The 18,765-nt window shown below is 63.0% G+C and carries 19 protein-coding genes; 6 read left to right on the forward strand and 13 right to left on the reverse strand.

Annotated features, from left to right (window positions below; all coding sequences use genetic code 11):
* Positions 1–340 precede the first annotated feature (340 nt).
* The 3 genes from rpsB (at position 341) to DQG17_RS05195 (ending at position 2,615) form a co-directional block, all read left to right on the forward strand.
* Positions 341–1,138: a 30S ribosomal protein S2 gene (gene rpsB, locus DQG17_RS05185; RefSeq protein WP_116131678.1), complete on the forward strand. Its 798-nt coding sequence runs from the start codon at positions 341–343 to the stop codon at positions 1,136–1,138.
* Between the two features lie 90 nt (positions 1,139–1,228).
* The gene (gene tsf, locus DQG17_RS05190) at positions 1,229–2,104 is read left to right on the forward strand and encodes a translation elongation factor Ts (protein WP_116131679.1); all 876 of its coding nucleotides are present in this window, start codon (positions 1,229–1,231) and stop codon (positions 2,102–2,104) included.
* 265 nt (positions 2,105–2,369) lie between these two features.
* The gene (locus DQG17_RS05195; protein ID WP_116131680.1) at positions 2,370–2,615 is read left to right on the forward strand and encodes a hypothetical protein; all 246 of its coding nucleotides are present in this window, start codon (positions 2,370–2,372) and stop codon (positions 2,613–2,615) included.
* A gap of 813 nt (positions 2,616–3,428) precedes the next feature.
* Here DQG17_RS05195 and DQG17_RS05200 read toward each other — a convergent pair.
* On the reverse strand, positions 3,429–4,181 hold the full coding sequence (locus tag DQG17_RS05200; protein WP_369907983.1) for a helix-turn-helix transcriptional regulator: 753 nt from the start codon (positions 4,179–4,181) through the stop codon (positions 3,429–3,431).
* The gene (gene aroQ, locus DQG17_RS05205; RefSeq protein ID WP_116132596.1) at positions 4,178–4,621 is read right to left on the reverse strand and encodes a type II 3-dehydroquinate dehydratase; all 444 of its coding nucleotides are present in this window, start codon (positions 4,619–4,621) and stop codon (positions 4,178–4,180) included. Before aroQ ends, DQG17_RS05200 begins: the two co-directional genes overlap by 4 nt.
* Positions 4,622–5,001: 380 nt before the next feature.
* Between aroQ and rquA the strand changes: the two genes are divergently transcribed.
* Positions 5,002–5,739 carry a rhodoquinone biosynthesis methyltransferase RquA gene (rquA, locus tag DQG17_RS05210; RefSeq protein ID WP_116131681.1) on the forward strand — a complete coding sequence of 246 codons (738 nt, stop codon included), beginning with the start codon at positions 5,002–5,004 and terminating at the stop codon, positions 5,737–5,739.
* Between the two features lie 235 nt (positions 5,740–5,974).
* Here rquA and phoB read toward each other — a convergent pair whose 3' ends face one another.
* The 7 genes from phoB to DQG17_RS05245 all read right to left on the reverse strand — a co-directional run bounded on the left by phoB (position 5,975) and on the right by DQG17_RS05245 (position 13,543).
* A complete protein-coding gene (gene phoB, locus DQG17_RS05215; RefSeq protein ID WP_116131682.1) occupies positions 5,975–6,667 on the reverse strand; it encodes a phosphate regulon transcriptional regulator PhoB in 693 nt (230 codons plus the stop codon).
* On the reverse strand, positions 6,667–7,380 hold the full coding sequence (phoU, locus tag DQG17_RS05220) for a phosphate signaling complex protein PhoU (protein WP_116132598.1): 714 nt from the start codon (positions 7,378–7,380) through the stop codon (positions 6,667–6,669). The genes phoB and phoU overlap by 1 nt, the downstream gene beginning before the upstream one ends.
* A gap of 35 nt (positions 7,381–7,415) precedes the next feature.
* Positions 7,416–8,213: a phosphate ABC transporter ATP-binding protein PstB gene (gene pstB, locus DQG17_RS05225; RefSeq protein ID WP_116131683.1), complete on the reverse strand. Its 798-nt coding sequence runs from the start codon at positions 8,211–8,213 to the stop codon at positions 7,416–7,418.
* Between the two features lie 16 nt (positions 8,214–8,229).
* Positions 8,230–9,594, reverse strand: a complete 1,365-nt coding sequence (gene pstA, locus DQG17_RS05230; RefSeq protein ID WP_116131684.1) for a phosphate ABC transporter permease PstA — start codon at positions 9,592–9,594, stop codon at positions 8,230–8,232.
* Positions 9,591–11,072: a phosphate ABC transporter permease subunit PstC gene (pstC, locus tag DQG17_RS05235; protein ID WP_116131685.1), complete on the reverse strand. Its 1,482-nt coding sequence runs from the start codon at positions 11,070–11,072 to the stop codon at positions 9,591–9,593. Before pstC ends, pstA begins: the two co-directional genes overlap by 4 nt.
* A gap of 165 nt (positions 11,073–11,237) precedes the next feature.
* Complete coding sequence (locus DQG17_RS05240) at positions 11,238–12,272, reverse strand: substrate-binding domain-containing protein (RefSeq protein ID WP_116131686.1); 1,035 nt, start codon at positions 12,270–12,272, stop codon at positions 11,238–11,240.
* A gap of 224 nt (positions 12,273–12,496) precedes the next feature.
* Positions 12,497–13,543, reverse strand: coding sequence for a cell wall metabolism sensor histidine kinase WalK (locus tag DQG17_RS05245; protein ID WP_116131687.1), 1,047 nt, complete (start codon positions 13,541–13,543; stop codon positions 12,497–12,499).
* A gap of 163 nt (positions 13,544–13,706) precedes the next feature.
* Between DQG17_RS05245 and DQG17_RS05250 the strand changes: the two genes are divergently transcribed.
* Positions 13,707–14,264, forward strand: a complete 558-nt coding sequence (locus DQG17_RS05250; protein WP_157973529.1) for a hypothetical protein — start codon at positions 13,707–13,709, stop codon at positions 14,262–14,264.
* Positions 14,265–14,309: 45 nt separating this feature from the next.
* Here DQG17_RS05250 and DQG17_RS05255 read toward each other — a convergent pair whose 3' ends face one another.
* Genes DQG17_RS05255 through DQG17_RS05265 form a run of 3 tightly spaced genes read right to left on the reverse strand, consistent with a single transcriptional unit; the run spans position 14,310 to position 16,372 of the window.
* Entirely contained in the window at positions 14,310–14,828 is a 519-nt protein-coding gene (locus DQG17_RS05255; RefSeq protein ID WP_116131689.1) for a gamma carbonic anhydrase family protein, read from the reverse strand.
* Complete coding sequence (gene gmk / locus DQG17_RS05260; RefSeq protein WP_116131690.1) at positions 14,825–15,475, reverse strand: guanylate kinase; 651 nt, start codon at positions 15,473–15,475, stop codon at positions 14,825–14,827. Before gmk ends, DQG17_RS05255 begins: the two co-directional genes overlap by 4 nt.
* 6 nt (positions 15,476–15,481) lie before the next feature.
* Positions 15,482–16,372, reverse strand: a complete 891-nt coding sequence (locus DQG17_RS05265; RefSeq protein ID WP_116131691.1) for a YicC/YloC family endoribonuclease — start codon at positions 16,370–16,372, stop codon at positions 15,482–15,484.
* Between the two features lie 156 nt (positions 16,373–16,528).
* On the opposite strand from DQG17_RS05265, the gene DQG17_RS05270 reads away from it, so the two are divergent.
* Positions 16,529–17,245, forward strand: a complete 717-nt coding sequence (locus tag DQG17_RS05270; protein WP_116131692.1) for a PAS domain-containing protein — start codon at positions 16,529–16,531, stop codon at positions 17,243–17,245.
* 140 nt (positions 17,246–17,385) lie between these two features.
* Here the strand turns inward: DQG17_RS05270 and DQG17_RS05275 are convergent, their stop codons facing one another.
* Positions 17,386–18,762: a class II 3-deoxy-7-phosphoheptulonate synthase gene (locus tag DQG17_RS05275; protein ID WP_116131693.1), complete on the reverse strand. Its 1,377-nt coding sequence runs from the start codon at positions 18,760–18,762 to the stop codon at positions 17,386–17,388.
* Positions 18,763–18,765: the final 3 nt, after the last annotated feature.

Raw genomic sequence — 18,765 nt, forward strand, 5'->3', positions numbered from 1 at the left:
CGCGCCTGCGCAAGGCCCGCGCGGCCGTCAATGGGCCGTCAATGGCATGCCGCCGCGTCGCAATCGCCTTGCCGGCCGTTTTGCCGATGCCATCGGAACGGGCATCGCGTAGCATGGGCGCGGCGGACGCGAGGCCTGCGGTGCCAGACACCGAAAATGAGGCCTCGACTTCCGTGCCTATTCCGACCCCGGGGGTTGCCAGCGGGGTGCAAATGCACTATGTGCGCCCCACTTCACAGGCAGGGCCTGGGCCTCTCGGGGGAGAAATCCCCGTGTGGTCCGCCGGTTGGGAATGATCCTGAACGCTCTGCCGAGGACGCGAAACCGGAAAGGATATGACATGGCGCTTCCTGAGTTTACTCTTCGTCAGCTGCTTGAGGCTGGTGTTCACTTTGGTCACCAGACCCAGCGTTGGAACCCGCGGATGGGCCCCTACATCTATGGGGACCGCAACGGCATCCACATTCTCGATCTGACCCAGACCGTTCCGATGCTGGACCAGGCGCTGCAGGTCGTGCGCGACACCGTCGCCAAGGGCGGCCGCATCCTGTTTGTCGGCACCAAGCGGCAGGCACAAAAGCCGATTGCCGACGCCGCCGAGCGCTGCGCGCAATATTACATGAACCACCGCTGGCTGGGCGGCACGCTCACCAACTGGAAGACCGTGTCGCAGTCGATCAACCGCCTGCGTTCGATCGACGAGGCGATGTTGAACGGGGCCGAGGGCCTGACCAAGAAGGAACGCCTTCACATGGAACGCGATCAGGCCAAGCTGCAAGCCAGCCTGGGCGGGATCCGTGAAATGGGCGGCGTGCCCGATCTGCTGTTCATCATCGACGTGACCAAGGAAGACCTTGCCATCCTCGAGGCCAAGAAGCTTGGCATCCCGGTCGTGGCCATCGTCGACTCGAACGCCTCGCCCGATGGTGTCGACTATATCATCCCCGGCAACGATGACGCCGCCCGCGCCATTGCGCTTTATTGCGATCTGGTCAGCCGCGCCGCGCTTGACGGGATGTCGGCACAAATGGACGCCGCCGGCATCGACGTTGGCGAGATGGAAGAGGGCTTCCTCGAGGAAGTCATCGGCGATGCGGGCGAGGCGCCTGCCGCGGAAGAAGTTACCGAAGAGGCCTGAAGCCTCAGGTCCGTGGCTTTGTCACGGACCCGACATGTGCGGCAGGCTATTGCCTGCCGCAGTACGACGCAAACCTGAGGAGAGCCGACAATGGCGATCACCGCGAAACTCGTGAAAGAGCTGCGCGACATGACCGGCGCAGGCATGATGGATGCCAAGAAGGCGCTGACCGAAGTCGAAGGCGACATGGAAGCAGCCGTCGACTGGCTGCGCACGAAGGGTCTGGCCAAGGCCGCCAAGAAATCGGGCCGCACCGCCGCTGAAGGGCTCGTGGGTGTACGGGTCGAGGACGGCAAGGGTGTTGTGGTCGAGGTGAACTCGGAAACCGATTTTGTCGCCAAGAACGCCGACTTCCAGAAGATGGTTGCCGCGATTGCCGAAGCCGCCGCAAACGTCGCGGATGTCGAGGCGCTGGCTGCAGCCGATCTGGGCGGCAAGAGCGTTGCCGACACCATTACCGACAAGATCTCCACCATCGGCGAGAACCTGACGCTGCGCCGCATGGCCCGGGTCGAGGGCGACACGGTCGTTTCCTATGTCCACAACGCCGCCGCACCCGGCCTTGGCAAGATCGGCGTGCTGGTCGCGCTGACGGGCGCTGACGAGGGCTTTGGCAAGCAGGTCGCGATGCACATCGCCGCCGCCAACCCGGCATCGCTGGGAGCAGCCGACCTTGACCCCGCCATCCTTGCGCATGAGCGCCAGGTCCAGATCGACATCGCCCGCGAATCCGGCAAGCCCGACGCGGTGATCGAGAAGATGATCGAAGGCCGGATGAAGAAGTTTCTGGCCGATGTCACGCTGCTGGGTCAGGCCTTCGTGGTCAACCCCGACCTGACCGTCGAGGCCGCCGCCAAGGAAGCCGGCGCCGAGATCACAGGGTTCGTCCGCATGGAAGTGGGCGAAGGCATCGAGGTCGAGAAAGAGGATTTCGCGGCCGAAGTTGCCAAGGTGGTTCAGGCCTGAGTGCTGCGGCCTGCATTCCGAGGCCGCAGACCGAAAACGATAAGAACTTGCGGGGCGTCCGAGTCGGGCGCCCCGTTTGCGTTCGCACTGCGTTGAGGTCGTTTTCTATCCCCCTTGAAATTGTGCGACCTTTTTGCCCCGCACCATCGCAACAACCGGTTTGCAGCTTCGCGTCGCTTGTACCGTGTAGGATCTCGGAATAGGGTTGCAACCAGCCACTAAAGTGGCAAGGTGTTGAAACAAAACCTTCTAGGGAGTTTACCCAATGACCCGTCTTCTTTCCGCCGTTGCCATCGTTGCGCTGACCGCTACCACGGCCTTCGCTGCGTCGCACAATACCGCACTCAAAGCGAAAATCTCCACCTACCTGACCCAGCAAAACATCGACTACGATGTGGATACCCTGTCCGACGAGCAACTGGCCTCGATCGACAACATCCTCAACCAGTCGGGCAGCCTGGACATGACCAAAAAAGCCGCGATTGCCAAGATCCTCGGCATGAAAGAGTAATTTTTGGTGTTTTGCCGTTAAGGCAGACCAAATTCAGGAAAGCGCCGCTCTTCGGAGCGGCGCTTTTCATTTGGACCTCGCACTTTTCTTGCTGGATCCCGTTGCCTGAAGACGGATGGCACCTGCGGGCCAGCGGTCTGAAACGGGCCCCCACACGGGGTCGCAACCGGCCGTGACAGGCAAGCGCATGTCGTGGCGTTGGTGCAGTCAATTGCAGGGACGAACCCCAGCGGCGGCGAGGGCGCACAGCCCCCGAGATCGCCGGTGCAAAGGGGGCACAGAAACATCGTCGCGAGTTCGGCGAAACCCGCCGGCTGCTGATATCCGCAAAGGGCAGGGTGCCTGCTTCCGTGCTGCCTTGCGACGCTGGAAGCAAAATCATCGAGCGACGATTGAAAAAGGTCGAGATTCGCGAAGGTTGTAATGTTGTGAGACCTGCAACGCCGTTTGCCGGCACTATGAGTCAGAAACGGCGCAGCCACCACCACTGCGCCGTTCCTGCCATATGTACCACGCGCGCTTTTGGGATGTCCGCGCGAGGACTGTGGCGCCGGTCCGGAGAGCTTAAAATACGCCTCCGAACCGACAATTCCGGTCTCCCGGTGCATTCCGGACCACCTGAAATCGCAGGGTCAGCCGGTTTGCTGTTCCTAGGCTAATTGCCACCACTCACGGAACAACCTGAACATCCTCCAAAACGAGGGGGAAAGGTAAGTCGGGAATCCCTGACCTTGCCAGCATTTATCGGGAAATTTTCGTGAATTCTCCGAGAATTGGGATCGTCACGCCCGGGATCTGCGCAATCTGTGAACGTCAGTCCCGCAGCGCATAAATCTGGTTCAGAAACGAAGCCTTCAGTACGGCTTGGGCTGTGGTCGAAACGTCCAGGACTTCGCGGGCCAGACGCAGGTGTTTTTCCACCGTTGCGACGGTCAGCCCCATGATTTCGGCAATGTCGGCGGTGGTCTTGCCGTCGCCAACCCATTCCAGCGCTTCGCGCTGGCGCGGTGTCAGCGGCCTGCGTTCTCCAGGATTCGGCATTGAAATCAACCGCAGGTGGAGAACGTTGTTCATCGCCTCGATCACGCGGCCGTGTTCGGCCCAGATCGCGTCAGCCTCGTCATAGGACATCCCCGGGACCGAGGTCAGCGCCATCGCACCCTTGGCGCGGACCGAGTTGGTCAGGAAACTGATGGTGTATCCGGCGCCAAAACCCTGGGACTTGTTGAACTCCCAGATCCGGCGCGCGGCCGGGGGCAGGGTACCCTCTTGCGCCATTATGGCAGTGTCGCGCCAGGATCGGGCGCCGACGTTGTTCAGCGCCCACAGCGTCATGGGAGCGTTCAGGTAAAGCCCGTCGTCCAGGAATGGTCGGATATAGGCCCGGTCGTGGTTGGTCAGGATCAGCATGTCCTGCAGGTCGCCCAGCGAATTTGCCGTCCGAAACCGGGTGAAGCCGTAAAGCACCCGGTTGAACCCAAATTTAGCCATCACATCCTTGTGGTATTCCCACAGATCCTGCATCTCGGTCATCGAGGTGACCTTTTCGACGTAGTCCAGGATCAAGGAGACACCTCGAGTTTCTCCACCATCGCCCGTATCGCCAGCGGATAGCCGGCCGGCCCGAAACCGCAGATCAGGCCGATGGCAACCTTGGAGATGTAGGACCGATGCCGGAACGGTTCGCGGGCGTGAACGTTCGACAGATGCAGTTCGATCGTCGGGATCTCGACCGATGCAATGGCGTCCATCAGCGCGATCGAGCTGTGCGTATAGGCGCCGGCGTTCAGGACGATGCCGTCATGCACCCCTTTGGCGCCATGGATCAGGTCGATCAGCACGCCTTCGTGGTTCGATTGCTCGAACTCCAGCGCCACCCCGAGTTCCCCGGCCGTCGCGCGGCAAAGAGATTCGACTTCGGCCAGCGTTGTCACGCCATAGACCTCGGGTTGCCGGCTTCCCAGGAGGTTCAGATTTGGACCGTTAAGAATGAGTATAGAGGTCATCATGTGCGCCATTGTCTCGTACGATCCTAATCGGCTGAATCGGCTCTGTCGAGCCTCGATGCGGTCAGTCAAGTCTGGTTTTCAATAGGATGCCGGAAAAGCCGGCCGCAGACCATGACCGAGTTTCGGGCGCTGGCGCCGAAAAAGTGCAGCGTTGCAGCCACAGCCTGACGGACATGCGGAAACAAGTGGCAATTCGCGGGTTTGCCGCATTTCACTTGTTGCGCGGCCGGATTAGGGTCTTGCCTGATGGAAAGGGATGGAGCAATCCGCGCCAGTCGGAAACACCAGGGTGTCGCCGGTAACGCATATCCCAAGCTTCAGTCCCGCTGTTTCGCATGAACCGAATCAGCATCGCACACGAATGGAAAGGTTAGGCGATGACGGCCAGTATCGACGTCAGAATTAAACCCAATGAAAATCTGGCGCGGACGCCAACCGCCATCGAGCCTGAGGTTCCGAAGTTGCCGGACTATCTGGTCGATGTCTACACATGGGCCTATGTCGCCCGTCCGAACGTCGAATTTCTTGACCGCGAACCGGTTGTCGCGCTGATCCTCTGGGGCCAGCAGAACCGTCTGATGCGCGCCGCCCGCGACGAGATCGAGCCCGGCGAGCGGGTGCTGCAGCCCGCGGCGGTCTACGGCAAGCTCTGCACCCAGATCGCCGAACACATCGGCCCTGATGGCGAATACCACGTGACCGACATCCAGCCGATCCAGATCGAGCATGTCGGGCGCAAGACCCGCGGCCTCAAACAGGTCCGCACCGGACTGTCGGACGCGCGCACCACCGGAGACGGCCTCTATGACACGGTCTGCTGCTACTTCCTGATGCACGAAGTGCCCGAGGATTATAAACGCGATATCGCCAACAACCTGGCTGCGCATGTGAAGCCGGGCGGAAAGCTGATGTTCGTGGACTATCACGAGCCGGCGCTGCTGCATCCCATGCGGCCGGTGATCTGGTTGGTGTTCAAATGGCTCGAGCCCTTTGCCAAGGCGCTCTGGAGCAACGAGTTGAAAGACTACCTCGATGACAGCGACGCTTTCACCTGGCGGAAAAAGACCATCTTCGGTGGGCTCTACCAGAAGGTCGTTGGGGTGAAGAAGGCCTGAGGCGCGCCCAGGGTGCGCCGGACAACGGGGCACCCTGAGACGTCACCGCAGCCTTCGGCCGTATGGCCTTGAAATCATGCTGATATGTAGCCACAGGGTCGCCGTTCCCCGTGGTTACAATAATTACATAATACCGATTACACGCCAAAGGTCAGGACGCCTGAGGGTGTTCGACCGAACACCCTCACAGCACGCCTACGTCACGTGGCCGCCTTCCTGCTCGCATCGTCAGCCGTCAGCCGAGCGCATATCCCGCGCCGCGCACGGTACGCACCGGATCGTCACCGCCGTGCTGGCACAGCGCCTTGCGCAGTCGGCCGATGTGCACGTCGACCGTGCGGGTATCGACATAGATGTCACGCCCCCAGACCCGATCAAGCAACTGCTCGCGGCTCCAGACCCGGCCCGGTTTTTCCATGAAGGTCGTCAGCAACCGAAATTCCGTCGGCCCCAGCTTCAACAGGTTTTCGCCGCGGAACACCTTGTGGGTTTCGGCATCCAGAACGATGTCGCTGAACTCCAGCCGCTCACCAACGCTGGCGGGCCGCGTGCGGCGCAGCTGGGCGCGGATCCGCGCCATCAGCTCGACCACCGAATAGGGTTTCACGACATAGTCGTCGGCCCCGGTTTCGAGGCCGCGCACCCGGTCCACTTCCTCGGACCGGGCGCTCAGCATGATGATCGGAACATTGCGCGTGTCGGGCCGCATCTTCAGCCGCCGGCAGATCTCGATCCCCGAGACATTGGGCAGCATCCAGTCCAGAACGATCACGTCCGGCGCATCTTCGTCGACCAGAAGCAACGCCTCCTCGCCGTTCTCGGCCCTCGAGACCCGGAAGCCCTCGGCCTCGAGGTTATAGGCCAGAACCTCGCGCTGCGCGGGTTCGTCCTCGACCACAAGTACGCTCGGTTGTTCCGACGGTGACATTACATTTCCCCGATCGGCTCGACCGAGGTGCGGTCTGCCTTGGGCCTTGGGCTGCCGGGCTTCTCGCCGGTGGAGAGATAGATAACCTGTTCCGCGATTGCCGTCACGTGATCGCCCATCCGCTCGATGTTCTTGGCGATGAAATGCAGGTGCATGCAGGCGGTGATGTTGCGCGGATCCTCCATCATGTAGGTCAGGAACTCGCGAAACAGCGTGTTGTACATAAGATCGACTTCGTGATCGCGCTGGCGCACATCTTCGGCCAGTTCGGCATCGCGCTGCACGAAGGCATCGAGCGCGTCCTTCAGCATCACCTCGACCGCCTTGGCCATCCGCCGGATCGCCGCGTTGCCGCCTTCGATCTCGCTCATCTGCACCAGCACGCCGGTCCGCTTTGCCATGTTCTTGGCATAGTCGCCAATCCGCTCGAGATTGGTCGAGATCTTCATCACCGCCAGAAGCGTGCGCAGATCGAACGCCGCGGGCTGGCGCATGGCGATGGCGCGGGCGCATTCGTCGTTTATCAGCGAGTCGAGTTCATCGATCGCCCGGTCGCCGGCGCGCACCTTCTCGGCCATCTCCTCGTCGCGCTCGGCGAGGCTCTCCGAGGCGTCGAGGATCGCGGCTTCGACCAGCCCGCCCATCTTCATAATGCGGGCCTGGATCGCTTCAAGGTCGCGATCATAGGCCGTCGCGATATGCTGTTCGTTGATATCCATGTCGGTTCTCTCCGGTTCGCCGTTTTGGATCAGCCAATGCGGCCGGTGATGTAGCTTTCGGTCCGGGGATCCTTCGGATTGGTGAAGATCTCCCCGGTCTCGCCGAATTCCACCAGATTGCCGAGATGGAAGAAGGCTGTTTTCTGGCTGACGCGGGCGGCCTGCTGCATCGAGTGGGTCACGATGACCACCGAATAGTTCGCGCGCAGCTCGTCGATCAGTTCCTCGACCTGTGCGGTCGCAATCGGGTCGAGCGCCGAGCACGGTTCGTCCATCAACAGAACTTCCGGTTCCGTGGCAACAGCGCGCGCAATGCACAGGCGCTGCTGCTGACCGCCCGAAAGCCCGGTGCCCGGCGAATCGAGCCGGTCCTTGACCTCGTCCCAGATCGCTCCGCGGCGCAGGGACCTTTCGACGATCTCGTCCAGTTCCGCCTTGTTCTTGGCCAGGCCGTGGATCTTCGGCCCATAGGCGACGTTGTCGTAGATCGACTTGGGGAACGGGTTCGGACGCTGGAACACCATGCCGACCTTGGCGCGCAGCTGCACCGGATCGACGCGACGGTCATAGATATCCTCGCCGTCGAGCAGGAAGCCGCCCATGACGCGGGCCGCGTCGATGGTGTCGTTCATGCGGTTGAGACAGCGCAGGAACGTTGACTTGCCGCAGCCCGATGGGCCGATGAAGGCGGTGACGGTCTTGTCCTCGATGTCGACGCTCACATCCTTGATCGCGTGCTTGTCACCGTAATAGACTTGGCAGTCGCGGCACTCGAACTTGATTTCCTTGGTATCCACGGCTCGCTCCAGAGGTCGCATATCGTTCATTTTTCGGGTCCCACCATTACCAACGGCGCTCGAAGCGGCGGCGCAAGATGATTGCAAGGAAGTTCATGCTGAGCAGGAAAATCAGCAAAACGATGATCGCGCCCGAGGCACGTTCAGTAAAGGCCGGGTCGGCGCGCTGGGTCCAGTTATAGACCTGCACCGGCAACGCCGAGGCGGGATCGAAGAAGCCTTCGGGCGGGGCTGCCGGGAATTCGCGCACGAAAGCCACCATGCCGATCAGCATCAGCGGGGCGGTTTCACCCAGTGCCTGCGCCAGACCGATGATGGTTCCGGTCAGGATACCGGGCATCGCCAGCGGCAGCACGTGATGGAACACCGACTGCATTTTCGAGGCCCCTACCCCCAGCGCCGCATCGCGGATGCTTGGCGGCACCGATTTCAGCGAGGCACGGGTCGAGATGATAATCGTCGGCAGCGTCATCAGCGTCAGCACGAGGCCACCGACAATCGGCGCCGACTGCGGCAACCCGGCCCAGTTGATGAAGATCGCAAGGCCGAGGATACCGAAAACGATCGAGGGCACCGCGGCGAGGTTCGAGATATTGACCTCGATCAGGTCGGTGAACCAGTTCTGCGGTGCGAACTCCTCCAGATAGATCGAGGCCGCGACGCCAATCGGCAGCGCCAGGCACAGCACGATGATCATCATGTAAAGCGAGCCGATGATCGCGACCCCGATGCCCGCGGCCTCGGGCCGGTTCTCGGAAGCGTCGGGGTTCGTGATGAAGCCCCAGTTGAAGCCGACCTTCAGCACGCCCGCCTTTTTCAGCGCGTCCGCAAGTTGCAGCTGCGCCGGCGACACGTTGCTGTCGAGCTTTGCCGAGGCCATCGAGACCCGGCCCTTGAAGTAACCGTCGATGCGGCTGTCGGCGAGGAACTTGAACTCTACCGTCTGGCCGATCTGGTCGGGGTGAGCGATGACGAAGTTCCGAAGCTGCGCGGCGCCTTCCTTCGAGATCATCTCCTCGGCGGCCTTCTCGGACAGGCCGAATTTCTCGGGGTCGATCCCGTTCGCCGTCATCGTTTCCTGCATCGCCGCCCGGATCAGCGGGGCATACCCGAAGGTCGAGACCTTCTTGATCTGCTCGATGTCGCGGGTGCCGGATTTGTCGAGCTTGGCGGGGTCGAGATAGACCTTCATGGTGACGAAGGTCTGGGAAAAGGCCGGCAGGCCCTGGCTGAGGATCGAGACCAGCAGCACGATCAATGCGGCAAGGCCGATACCGATTGCCGCCAGACCATAGGCCCGGAAGCGTTTTTCAGCATTGTTGCGCCGGCGGGTACGCGCGGTGTGCTCCATGAGCGAGCCGGAATGCTTGCGATCCGGCAGCGCGGGGCTGTTGGCGGTTGCGTCGGTCATTCGTACTGCTCCCGGTACTTGCGCACGATAATCAGGGCCAGGACGTTCAGACCCAGCGTGATGACGAAAAGCGTCAGGCCAAGCGCGAAGGCGACCAGCGTCTCAGGGCTCGCGAAATCGGTATCGCCGGTCAACTGGCTGACGATCTTGACGGTGACGGTGGTCATGGCCTGGAACGGGTTGATGATCGCCCCCAGCCCCTGATCCATCTGGGCCGCCGCGGCCCCTGCCCCCATGACCACGATCATGGTCTCGCCGATGGCCCGCGAGGCGGCCAGCAGAATGGCCCCGACGACACCCGGCAGCGCGGCCGGCAGGACGACCTGACGAATGGTCTCGGATTGGGTCGCGCCCAGCCCGAACGAGCCGTCCCGCATGGATTGCGGCACCGCATTGATGATGTCGTCGGACAGCGACGAGACGAAGGGGATGAGCATGACCCCCATCACAAGGCCCGCGGTCATCACCGAGTTGGTGTTGTTGCCAAGCCCCAGCGGGCTTGCGATGGCATCGCGCAGGAACGGGCCGACGGTGATCAGGGCGAACAGACCGTAGACGATGGTCGGGATGCCGGCGAGGATCTCGATCATCGGCTTGGCGACGGCCCGCAGGCGCGGTCCGGCGTATTCCGACAGATAGATCGCGGCGAACAGACCGATCGGCACCGCGACCAGCAGCGCCACGGTCGAGATATATAGCGTGCCCCACAGCAGCGGCAGCATCCCGAGGGCCGAGTTGCCGCGGAAGTCTGGCGCCCATTTCGTGCCGAAGAAGAAGCTCTGCCAGGGATATTGGTCAAAGAAGTTCGCGGTCTCGAACAGCATCGACAGCACGATGCCAAGCGTCGTCAGGATCGCGATCGACGAGGCAAGGATCAGGATCGACTTGATGCCGATCTCGACCGTGTTGCGGGCGCGGAAATCGCGGTTCGTGCGTAGCAAGGCATAGATCAGACCGACCACGGCCAGAACCACCACCAGCACGCTCATGATCAGGTTCGATGTGCTCGACATGACCCGGTATTGCTGCGCGGCGCGCAGCACCGGCTGGGTCACATCCTGGGTGATGATCGATCCGGTGGCCTTCAGCCGCCCGGTGACATCGGTGAACTCGGCGCGCAGATTGCGCGAGAACGCATCGTCCATGGTGCCCTGTTGCACCGCAAGATCGAGCGCGTCCGCAGCCCGCCGCACCTCGGACATCAACAGGCTGGTGCTGCCCGATTGCTCGAGCGTGGCCTGCGGAAGGGTCGCCGCGATCCGGTTCTCGATCAGCGTCGGGGCGAACAGCAGCCAGAGCGCCAGCACGATCAGGGACGGGACGACCGTGAACATGAAGGCGTTCCAGCCATAGTAGCTGGGCAGGGAATGGAGCTGACGGATGTCACCTCCGGCGGATCCAAGGGCGCGGGAACGCCCGACAAAATATCCGATCAGTCCGAGTCCGAGGACTGCTAGGACGATCCAGAGAACCGGCATCGGGCCACCTCAATCAAAGGTCGGTTTCGCGTGGGGGGTGCGGACGCGCGCCCCGGCACTGTGAAGGCCGCAGGGCCCCCGAAGGGGCCGGCTGCATGATTTCGGGCCTGCCCTTGCGGCAGAAAGAAGGGGAGGCTCGCGCCTCCCCCTCGACCGGTTGTCCGGTTACTCGCCCATTACCTTATCGGCGGCAACCAGGGCCTGGGTCTCGGCCAGCTGCGGATCCGACACGAGGCCATAGGCCGCGAGCGGGCCGTCAGGACCGGCGATCTCGTCGGAGACGAAGAACTCGGCATATTCCTGCAGGCCGGGGATCACGCCGACATGGGCCTTCTTGATGTAGAAATACAGCGGACGCGACACCGGGTATTCGCCAGTGGCGATCGACTCGGTCGAAGGCAGGACCCCCGACATGGTCGCGACCTGCAGCTTGTCCATGTTGTTTTCATAGAAGGCCAGGCCGAAGACGCCGAGCCCTTCGGGGTTGGCAGCGATCCGGGCGAGCGTCTCGGTGTAGTCGCCGTCGATGTCGGTCGACACGCCGTCGGTGCGCACGCCGACGCACTTCGAGGTGGCTTCCTTCTTGTCCATGCCGGCAGCGGTCATGGCCTCGAACGCGCCCGCTTCCTCGCAGCCCGCCAGCAGAACCTTCTCTTCGAAGACTTCACGGGTGCCGTGCTTGGTGCCGGGGATGAACGCGAGGATCTTCTGGTTGGGAAGATCGGCATTGACCTCCGACCAGCTGGTGTTCGGGTTGGCGACCAGCTTGCCGTCGGCGTCGGGCAGCTCGGCGGCCAGGGCCTTGTACCAGTCTTCCGGGGTGAAGACGAATTTCGCGCCCTTGATGTCCGAGGCAAAGACGATCCCGTCATAGCCGATGCGGACTTCGACGATATCGGTCACGCCGGCGTCGGCACAGGCCTTGACTTCCGAGTCCTTGATCTTGCGCGAGGCATTGGCGATGTCGATGGTGTTTTCGCCCACGCCCTCACAGAAGCGCTTCAGACCGGCCGAGGAGCCGCCGGATTCGACCACGGGGGTCGGGAAATCGAAGTTTTCGCCGAAGGCTTCGGCGACGATCGATGCATAGGGAAGCACGGTCGAGGAGCCGGCGACCTGAACGTTGTCGCGGGCGGCGGCGGCGGTGGCCGAAACGGCAGCGACCGCCAGGGCGGAGGCGGTCAGCTTGACGAGAGACATGAGTGTTCTCCATGGCAGTGGTTAAGAGACCGCCATCCCGACGGCCTTGGGGGCGTCGTAGGCGCCGCACGTTTGCCTTTTGTGTCAGTTTTGTAACGACTTTATGACAATGTCCGGAAAAGCCGCAGTTCGTTAACGAATTGACGCCAAGTGACCCGGATCCGCCGCCGTTGAAATCAATCCGGTTTCAGATGGTTGCAATTCGCCGGGCGGGTGCCGCCGCCTCACGCGATGGCCGGCAGCAAGACAGTGAACTTCGCCCCTGCCCCCGGTGCGCTTTCGATTCGGAACCGGCCGCGATGGCGATTCACGATGTGCTTGGCAATTGCCAGCCCCAGCCCGGTGCCGCCGACCGCCCGCGAGCGATGGCTGTCGACGCGATAGAACCTTTCGGTGAGGCGCGGAATGTGGATCGCGTCAAAGCCCTCGCCATAATCCACGACCTCGATCTGAACTCCGGGGCCGCGAAACGCCAGTTCGCGCTCCCTGCGGATGACCCGGATCGTGACCCGGCCGCCGCTGGCGCCGTATTTGATCGCATTCTCGACCAGATTGGTCAGAACCTGCTGCAACTGGTCGACGTCGCCCGGAACGTCAAAGCCACCCGTTCCCTCGCGCTCGATCTCCAGCGCCACACCGACGCCCTCGGCCAGTGGCCGCAGCGTCAGAATCGTCGATTCGACCAGTTCGTCGACCCTCACCCGGCCGGTCGGGCGCTGTCGTTCGGCCGATTCGACCCGGCTGAGCGACAGCAGGTCCGACACCAGACGGTTCATCCGTTCGGCCTCGCGCGCCATGATCGACAGGAACCGTTCCCGCGCCTCGGCATCGTCGCGCGCCGCCCCCCGCAGGGTCTCGATAAACCCCAGCAATGCGGTCAGCGGGGTCTTCAGTTCGTGGCTGACGTTGGCGACGAAATCGCGCCGCATCTGGCCCGCCTGTTCCAGCTCGGTCAGATCCTCGAACGAGACCAGGACGCCAAGTATCCCCTCGCCCTCGACCGGTGCGGCCAGCACCTTGTAGGTGGCCTCGCGGTTGAGGGTCTTCTCGATATAGCGCGCGCTGGCCGGCTGCCGTGTCCGCATCACCTCCTCGATACAGTTCAGCAACGCCGGTTGCCGCAGAACGGTGACATGGTGCCGCCCGGCCCCGGCCTTGCCGAAAATGTCGGTGGCTGCCGGATTCATCGCCGAGATCCGCTCGTCCGGTCCGATCAGGACCAGCGGCATCGGAATGACTGCAAGTAGCGAGGCGGAGAGTTCGGAGTTCATTGCCAATCCGGAAACCGTGGCGAGGTGGGCGCGGCAAAGATGGGCGTGCCGCGGCGTCCGGGCAAGGTGGCGATCGGTCACCTGAGGCGCACCCGTCGCGTTTCACCGATGCTTAGCAAATTATTCGAAAAGCGCTTGCGAGCGCCGGAAGAACTGCCTACGCATGGAGTGGTATGACCACCTTCCATGGTTGTGCGTTTGTGCGGGTAACAAGTCGATTCGATGCGAAATATCGCAAGGCATCAAGGTATTGACCTTGCGGTGTAAACGACGAAGGGATCCGGGCGAAGTGAATGTGCAGCGCCGATTCAAGGAAATCCAGACTTTCCCCGAAGCGAGTGGGCATCAGGCCGAAAATGGGGCCATTCTCTGGATTGGGCGAGCAATTCTTCCGCTGTCGTTGCAGAATGATCTGCGCCACGCGTTCGACTGCAAAACAGCGCCCCTGCTGCAAAGACCGCTTCAGTCGATCAACAGTGACCTGATATCGCGAATCACACCCTGCGGCATCCTCTCGACCCTGATGTGGTCGTCCGGCGATGTCCTTGACGCCGCGCGGGTGCTGTCCGCCGTCGGCTATCGCGGCCCCTATCGTGCGCTCACCCCGCCACTGCCCAACGCAAGTCTGATCGTGGCCGAAGTCGCCGCATCCTGGCCGAACGTCGATTTCAACGTGCTCGAGCTCGGGGAGCGACATCTGCGCTGCACACCCTTCGCCTGACACCAGAACCCGCCTGCCCCGACGCCGTGGCATAGACCCCGGACCTCAGAGCGCCACCAACCCGGCACGATAACGCCGGGCATTGTCCTGATAGTGCCGGGCCGACCCCAGAAGCCCCGCGATCGCCGCCTCGTCAAGCATGCGCACCACCTTGCCGGGCGCGCCCATGACCAGACTGCCGTCCGGGATCGTCTTGCCTTCGGTTATCAGCGCGCCGGCCCCGATCAGGCAGTTTCGGCCGATCACCGCCCCGTTCAGCACCGTCGCCCCCATGCCGATCAGGCTTTGCTCGCCAACGATGCATCCATGCAGCATCGCCTTGTGGCCGATGGTGCAGTTCCGTCCGATTTCAAGCGGATAGCCGATGTCGGTATGCAGCACGCAGTTCTCCTGCACATTGCTGCCCTCGCCGACCGTGATCCGTTCGTTGTCGCCCCGGAGCGTGCAGCCGAACCAGACCGAGGCATCGGCCGCAAGTGTCACCTTGCCGATCAGGTTGGCGTCCGCCGCCACCCAGGCGCTCGGGTCGATCTCGGGCGCGATTCCGTCGAGTGCATAGATCATGCCTCTCCCTCCTCTTCGAATTCCGACTGCAGGGCGCGAACGTGATCGCGCAGCCGTGGCTGCTGCGGCCGTCGCATCCGCTCGGCCTTCACGATGCTCACCAGCCGTTCGAACGTGGCCTCGAGATCCTCGTTGATCAGGACATAGTCATAGCTGTCCCAATGGCTGATCTCGTCCCAGCTTTTCTGCATCCGCTTGCTGATCACCTCGGGCGCATCCTGGCCGCGGCTGATCAGCCGCCGGCGCAACTCGGTGATCGACGGCGGCAGGATGAAGATCGACAGCGTGTGGCCGCCAAGTTCCGAGGTGCGGATCTGCTGCGCGCCTTGCCAGTCGACGTCGAACAGGACGTCGCGGCCGGCCTCGATCGCTTCGCGCACCGGGCCCACCGGCGAGCCATAGAAGTTGCCAAAGACATGCGCGTGTTCCAGCATCTCGCCGTTCGCGACCATCTTCTTGAAGGCATCGACGCCGAGGAAATGGTATTCCTTGCCGTCTGTCTCGCCGGGCCGTGGCGTTCGCGTCGTCGCCGAGATCGAAAACGACAGGCTCGGATCCCATTCCATCAGCCGCCGCGCCAGCGTCGACTTCCCGGCCCCCGAGGGCGAAGACAGGATGATCAGCAATCCCCGGCGTTCGGCAAGCATCTGGCGTTACTCCACATTCTGGACCTGCTCGCGCATCTGATCGATCACTGCCTTGAGGTCAAGGCCGATGCGGGTCAGCGCGACATCCTGGGATTTCGAGCAGAGCGTATTGGCCTCGCGGTTGAATTCCTGGGTCAGGAACTCGAGCTTGCGCCCGATCGGGCCGGGCTCGGCCAACAGCGCGCGCGCCGCATCGACATGCGCGGCCAGCCGGTCGAGCTCTTCGGTGATGTCGGCCTTGACCGCGATCAACGCCAGTTCCTGGGTCAGGCGCGTTTCGTCCAGCCCCTCGGCGGCGTCGAGAACACGGGCAAGGGCCGCGCGCAGACTCTCCCGCGCCTGCTCCGTCCGCGCCATGGCGGCCGCGCTCGCCGCGCGGGTCAGCGCCTCGATCTGGTCCAGCTGGTCGGCAAGCACCGTGGCCAGCGCTGCACCTTCGGCGGCCCGCATGGCCGCAAAATCCACCAGCAGACGGTCGAGATCGGCCAGCAACTTCTCGCGCAGACTGTCGGTCGCCGCCACCTCTCCCGCTGGCGCCAGCACCCCCTTCATCGCCAGAACGTCGACCGCCGTCGGCGGGGTCAGGGCAAGCCCGCGCCTGTCGGCCCGGTCCGCAACCCGTGCCAACAGCGCCAGCGCCCGGTCGAGCCCCGCGGGATCCAGCGCCTCCTCGGCCGTGTCGTCAAGCCGCGCAAGCCGGAGAGTCAGGGTGACGCTGCCGCGACGGACAACCCCGGCAAGGCGGGCGCGCAGGCCGGCCTCCAGCCCCTCGATCCAGTCCGGCACCCGCAGCCGCAGGTCCTGACCCTTGCCGTTCAGGCTGCGCAGGTCCCATATCCAGCTGAAATCCGCGCCCTGGTCCGAGTGCCCTGCATAGGCGGTCATAGATTTAACCATTTGCGATCTTTTTCCAGACAATTTCTCGGAAATATGCCAAGTTTACACACAGGTAATCATTGTGCCGTCAAGGGTTAACGGACACCCGCAGGATGGCGAACTCACAGCGGCGGTGCCTTCGCGCCCGAAGCTGGCTTTGTGTGATGGAGTTTTCAAATGCTGGACGAGTTGACCGATTTCAGGAATATCGTGGCGTTTGCCGATGCAGGACGGGCCACCCTGCGCTTCCCCGAGATGAAGACCGTTGAAACCTATTGGGACAATCTGCGCGGGCCGCGGCAGATGCCGCTGCGCAGCGAGGTCGATCCGCGCGGGATCGGCCGGATGCTGGATCGCTGCTTCGTCCTCGAACGCCTTGCGCCCGGCGTCGCCAGATTTCGCCTTGCCGGCAGCCATCTGAACGCCTTGCAGGGTATGGACGCACGGGGCATGCCGCTGACCACCTTCTTTCTGCCGCAGGCCCGGCACATTGTGGCGGCCGCGCTGCAACGCGTGTTCGATACCCCGGCCAAGGCCTGGATCACGCTGTCGGCCGCCCGCGGCCTTGGCAAGCCGCCGATGGACGGCGCGATGCTTCTTTTACCGATGCAAAGCGACACCGGCGCAATCGATCGGATCATCGGCTGCCTTGCAACCCTCGGCCCGGTCGGCCGGGCGCCGCGCCGGTTCGATCTGCGCGATGTTCAGATCACGCCGCTGTCCGAAGGCAATGGCCGCGAGCACCCGATCGAAAGCGGCTGGATGGATCGCGCCCCGGGGATCCGGGATCGTGCCGCACCTGACCTGATCGAGGGTCCGGCCGCCTGCGCAGCACCGCGCCCGGCCCGGGTCGAACCGGGACAGCGCCCGCATCTTTATCTTGTTAACACGTGACGTTAGATTAGAACTGTAAGTAATTGTTAAAATTAAATTTTATCGGGAGTATCCGGGCGAAGTCTGGCTCCGGCCGATATGAAAACACCCGCCGGAAACCGGCGGGTGTCTGCATCAGGTATTGCCTGCAAGTCGGCGATTCAATTGCCGTTCTGCGCCATCTGAACCGAATCGCGCCGGTTCGACAGTTCCTCGGCGACCAGGAACGCCAGTTCCAGCGACTGGCTGGCATTCAGACGCGGATCGCAGGCCGTGTGGTAGCGGTCCGAGAGATCCTCGTCCTTCACCGCACGGACGCCGCCAGTGCATTCGGTGACGTCCGCGCCGGTCATCTCGAAATGCACGCCGCCCGGGATCGTTCCCGCCTGACGATGCGCGGCAAAGAACTCGCGGACCTCGGACAGCACCCGGTCGAACGGCCGGGTCTTGTAGCCCGAGGACGACTTGATCGTATTGCCGTGCATCGGATCGCAGACCCACAGCACGTTGGCACCCTCTTCCTGCACCGCCTCGATCAGCCGTGGCAGGTTCTCGGCCACCTTGCCGGCGCCGAACCGTGTGATCAGCGTCAACCGACCGGGTTCGTTGGCGGGGTTCAGCGCGGTCATCAGCGCCTTCAGGTCCGCCGCCGTCATCGTGGGACCGCACTTCAGACCGATCGGGTTGATCACGCCCTTGCAGAATTCCACATGGGCACCGTCCGGCTGCCGGGTGCGGTCGCCGATCCAGATCATGTGGCCGGATCCGGCAACGGTCTGGCCGGTGGTCGAATCGACCCGGGTCATCGCCTCTTCGTACTCGAGCAGCAGCGCCTCGTGGCTGGTGTAGAAGCTGACCGTGCTCATCGATTCGATCTTGGCCGAATCGAGGCCCGCCGCACTCATGAACGCCAGCGCGTCCGAGATCCGGTTCGACAGCTCGCGATAGCGGTCGGCCTTGTCGACGTCGGCAAAGCCCGTGGTCCAGGCGTGCACCCGGTGGATGTCGGCAAAGCCGCCGGTCGAGAAGGCGCGCAACAGGTTCAGCGTGCCCGCAGCCTGGGTGTAGGCCTGCAGCATCTTCTGAGGGTCGGGGATCCGCGCCTCGGGGGTGAAGTCGAGGTCGTTGATGATGTCGCCGCGATAGGACGGCAGTTCCAGCCCATCCTTCGACTCGGTCGGGGCCGAGCGCGGCTTGGCGAACTGGCCGGCCATCCGGCCGACCTTTACCACCGGCACCTTGGCGCCATAGGTCAGCACCACCGCCATCTGCAGCATGATCTTGAAGGTCTCGCGGATCGCGTCGGCCGAGAAATCGGCAAAGCTCTCGGCGCAGTCGCCCCCCTGCAGCATGAAGGCCTCGCCGCGGCTCGCCTTGGCAAGCTCGCTGCGCAGCCGACGCGCCTCGCCGGCAAAGACCAGCGGCGGATATTTCGACAGACGCGCCTCGACCGCCGCAAGCGCGGCCTGATCGGGATAGTCGGGCATCTGAACCCGCGGCTTCGCGCGCCAGTCGGACTTGCTCCAGACCCGTGTCATGTC

Origin of the sequence: Tropicimonas sp. IMCC34043 (assembly GCF_003390845.1) — a bacterium.
Taxonomy (GTDB): domain Bacteria; phylum Pseudomonadota; class Alphaproteobacteria; order Rhodobacterales; family Rhodobacteraceae; genus Tropicimonas.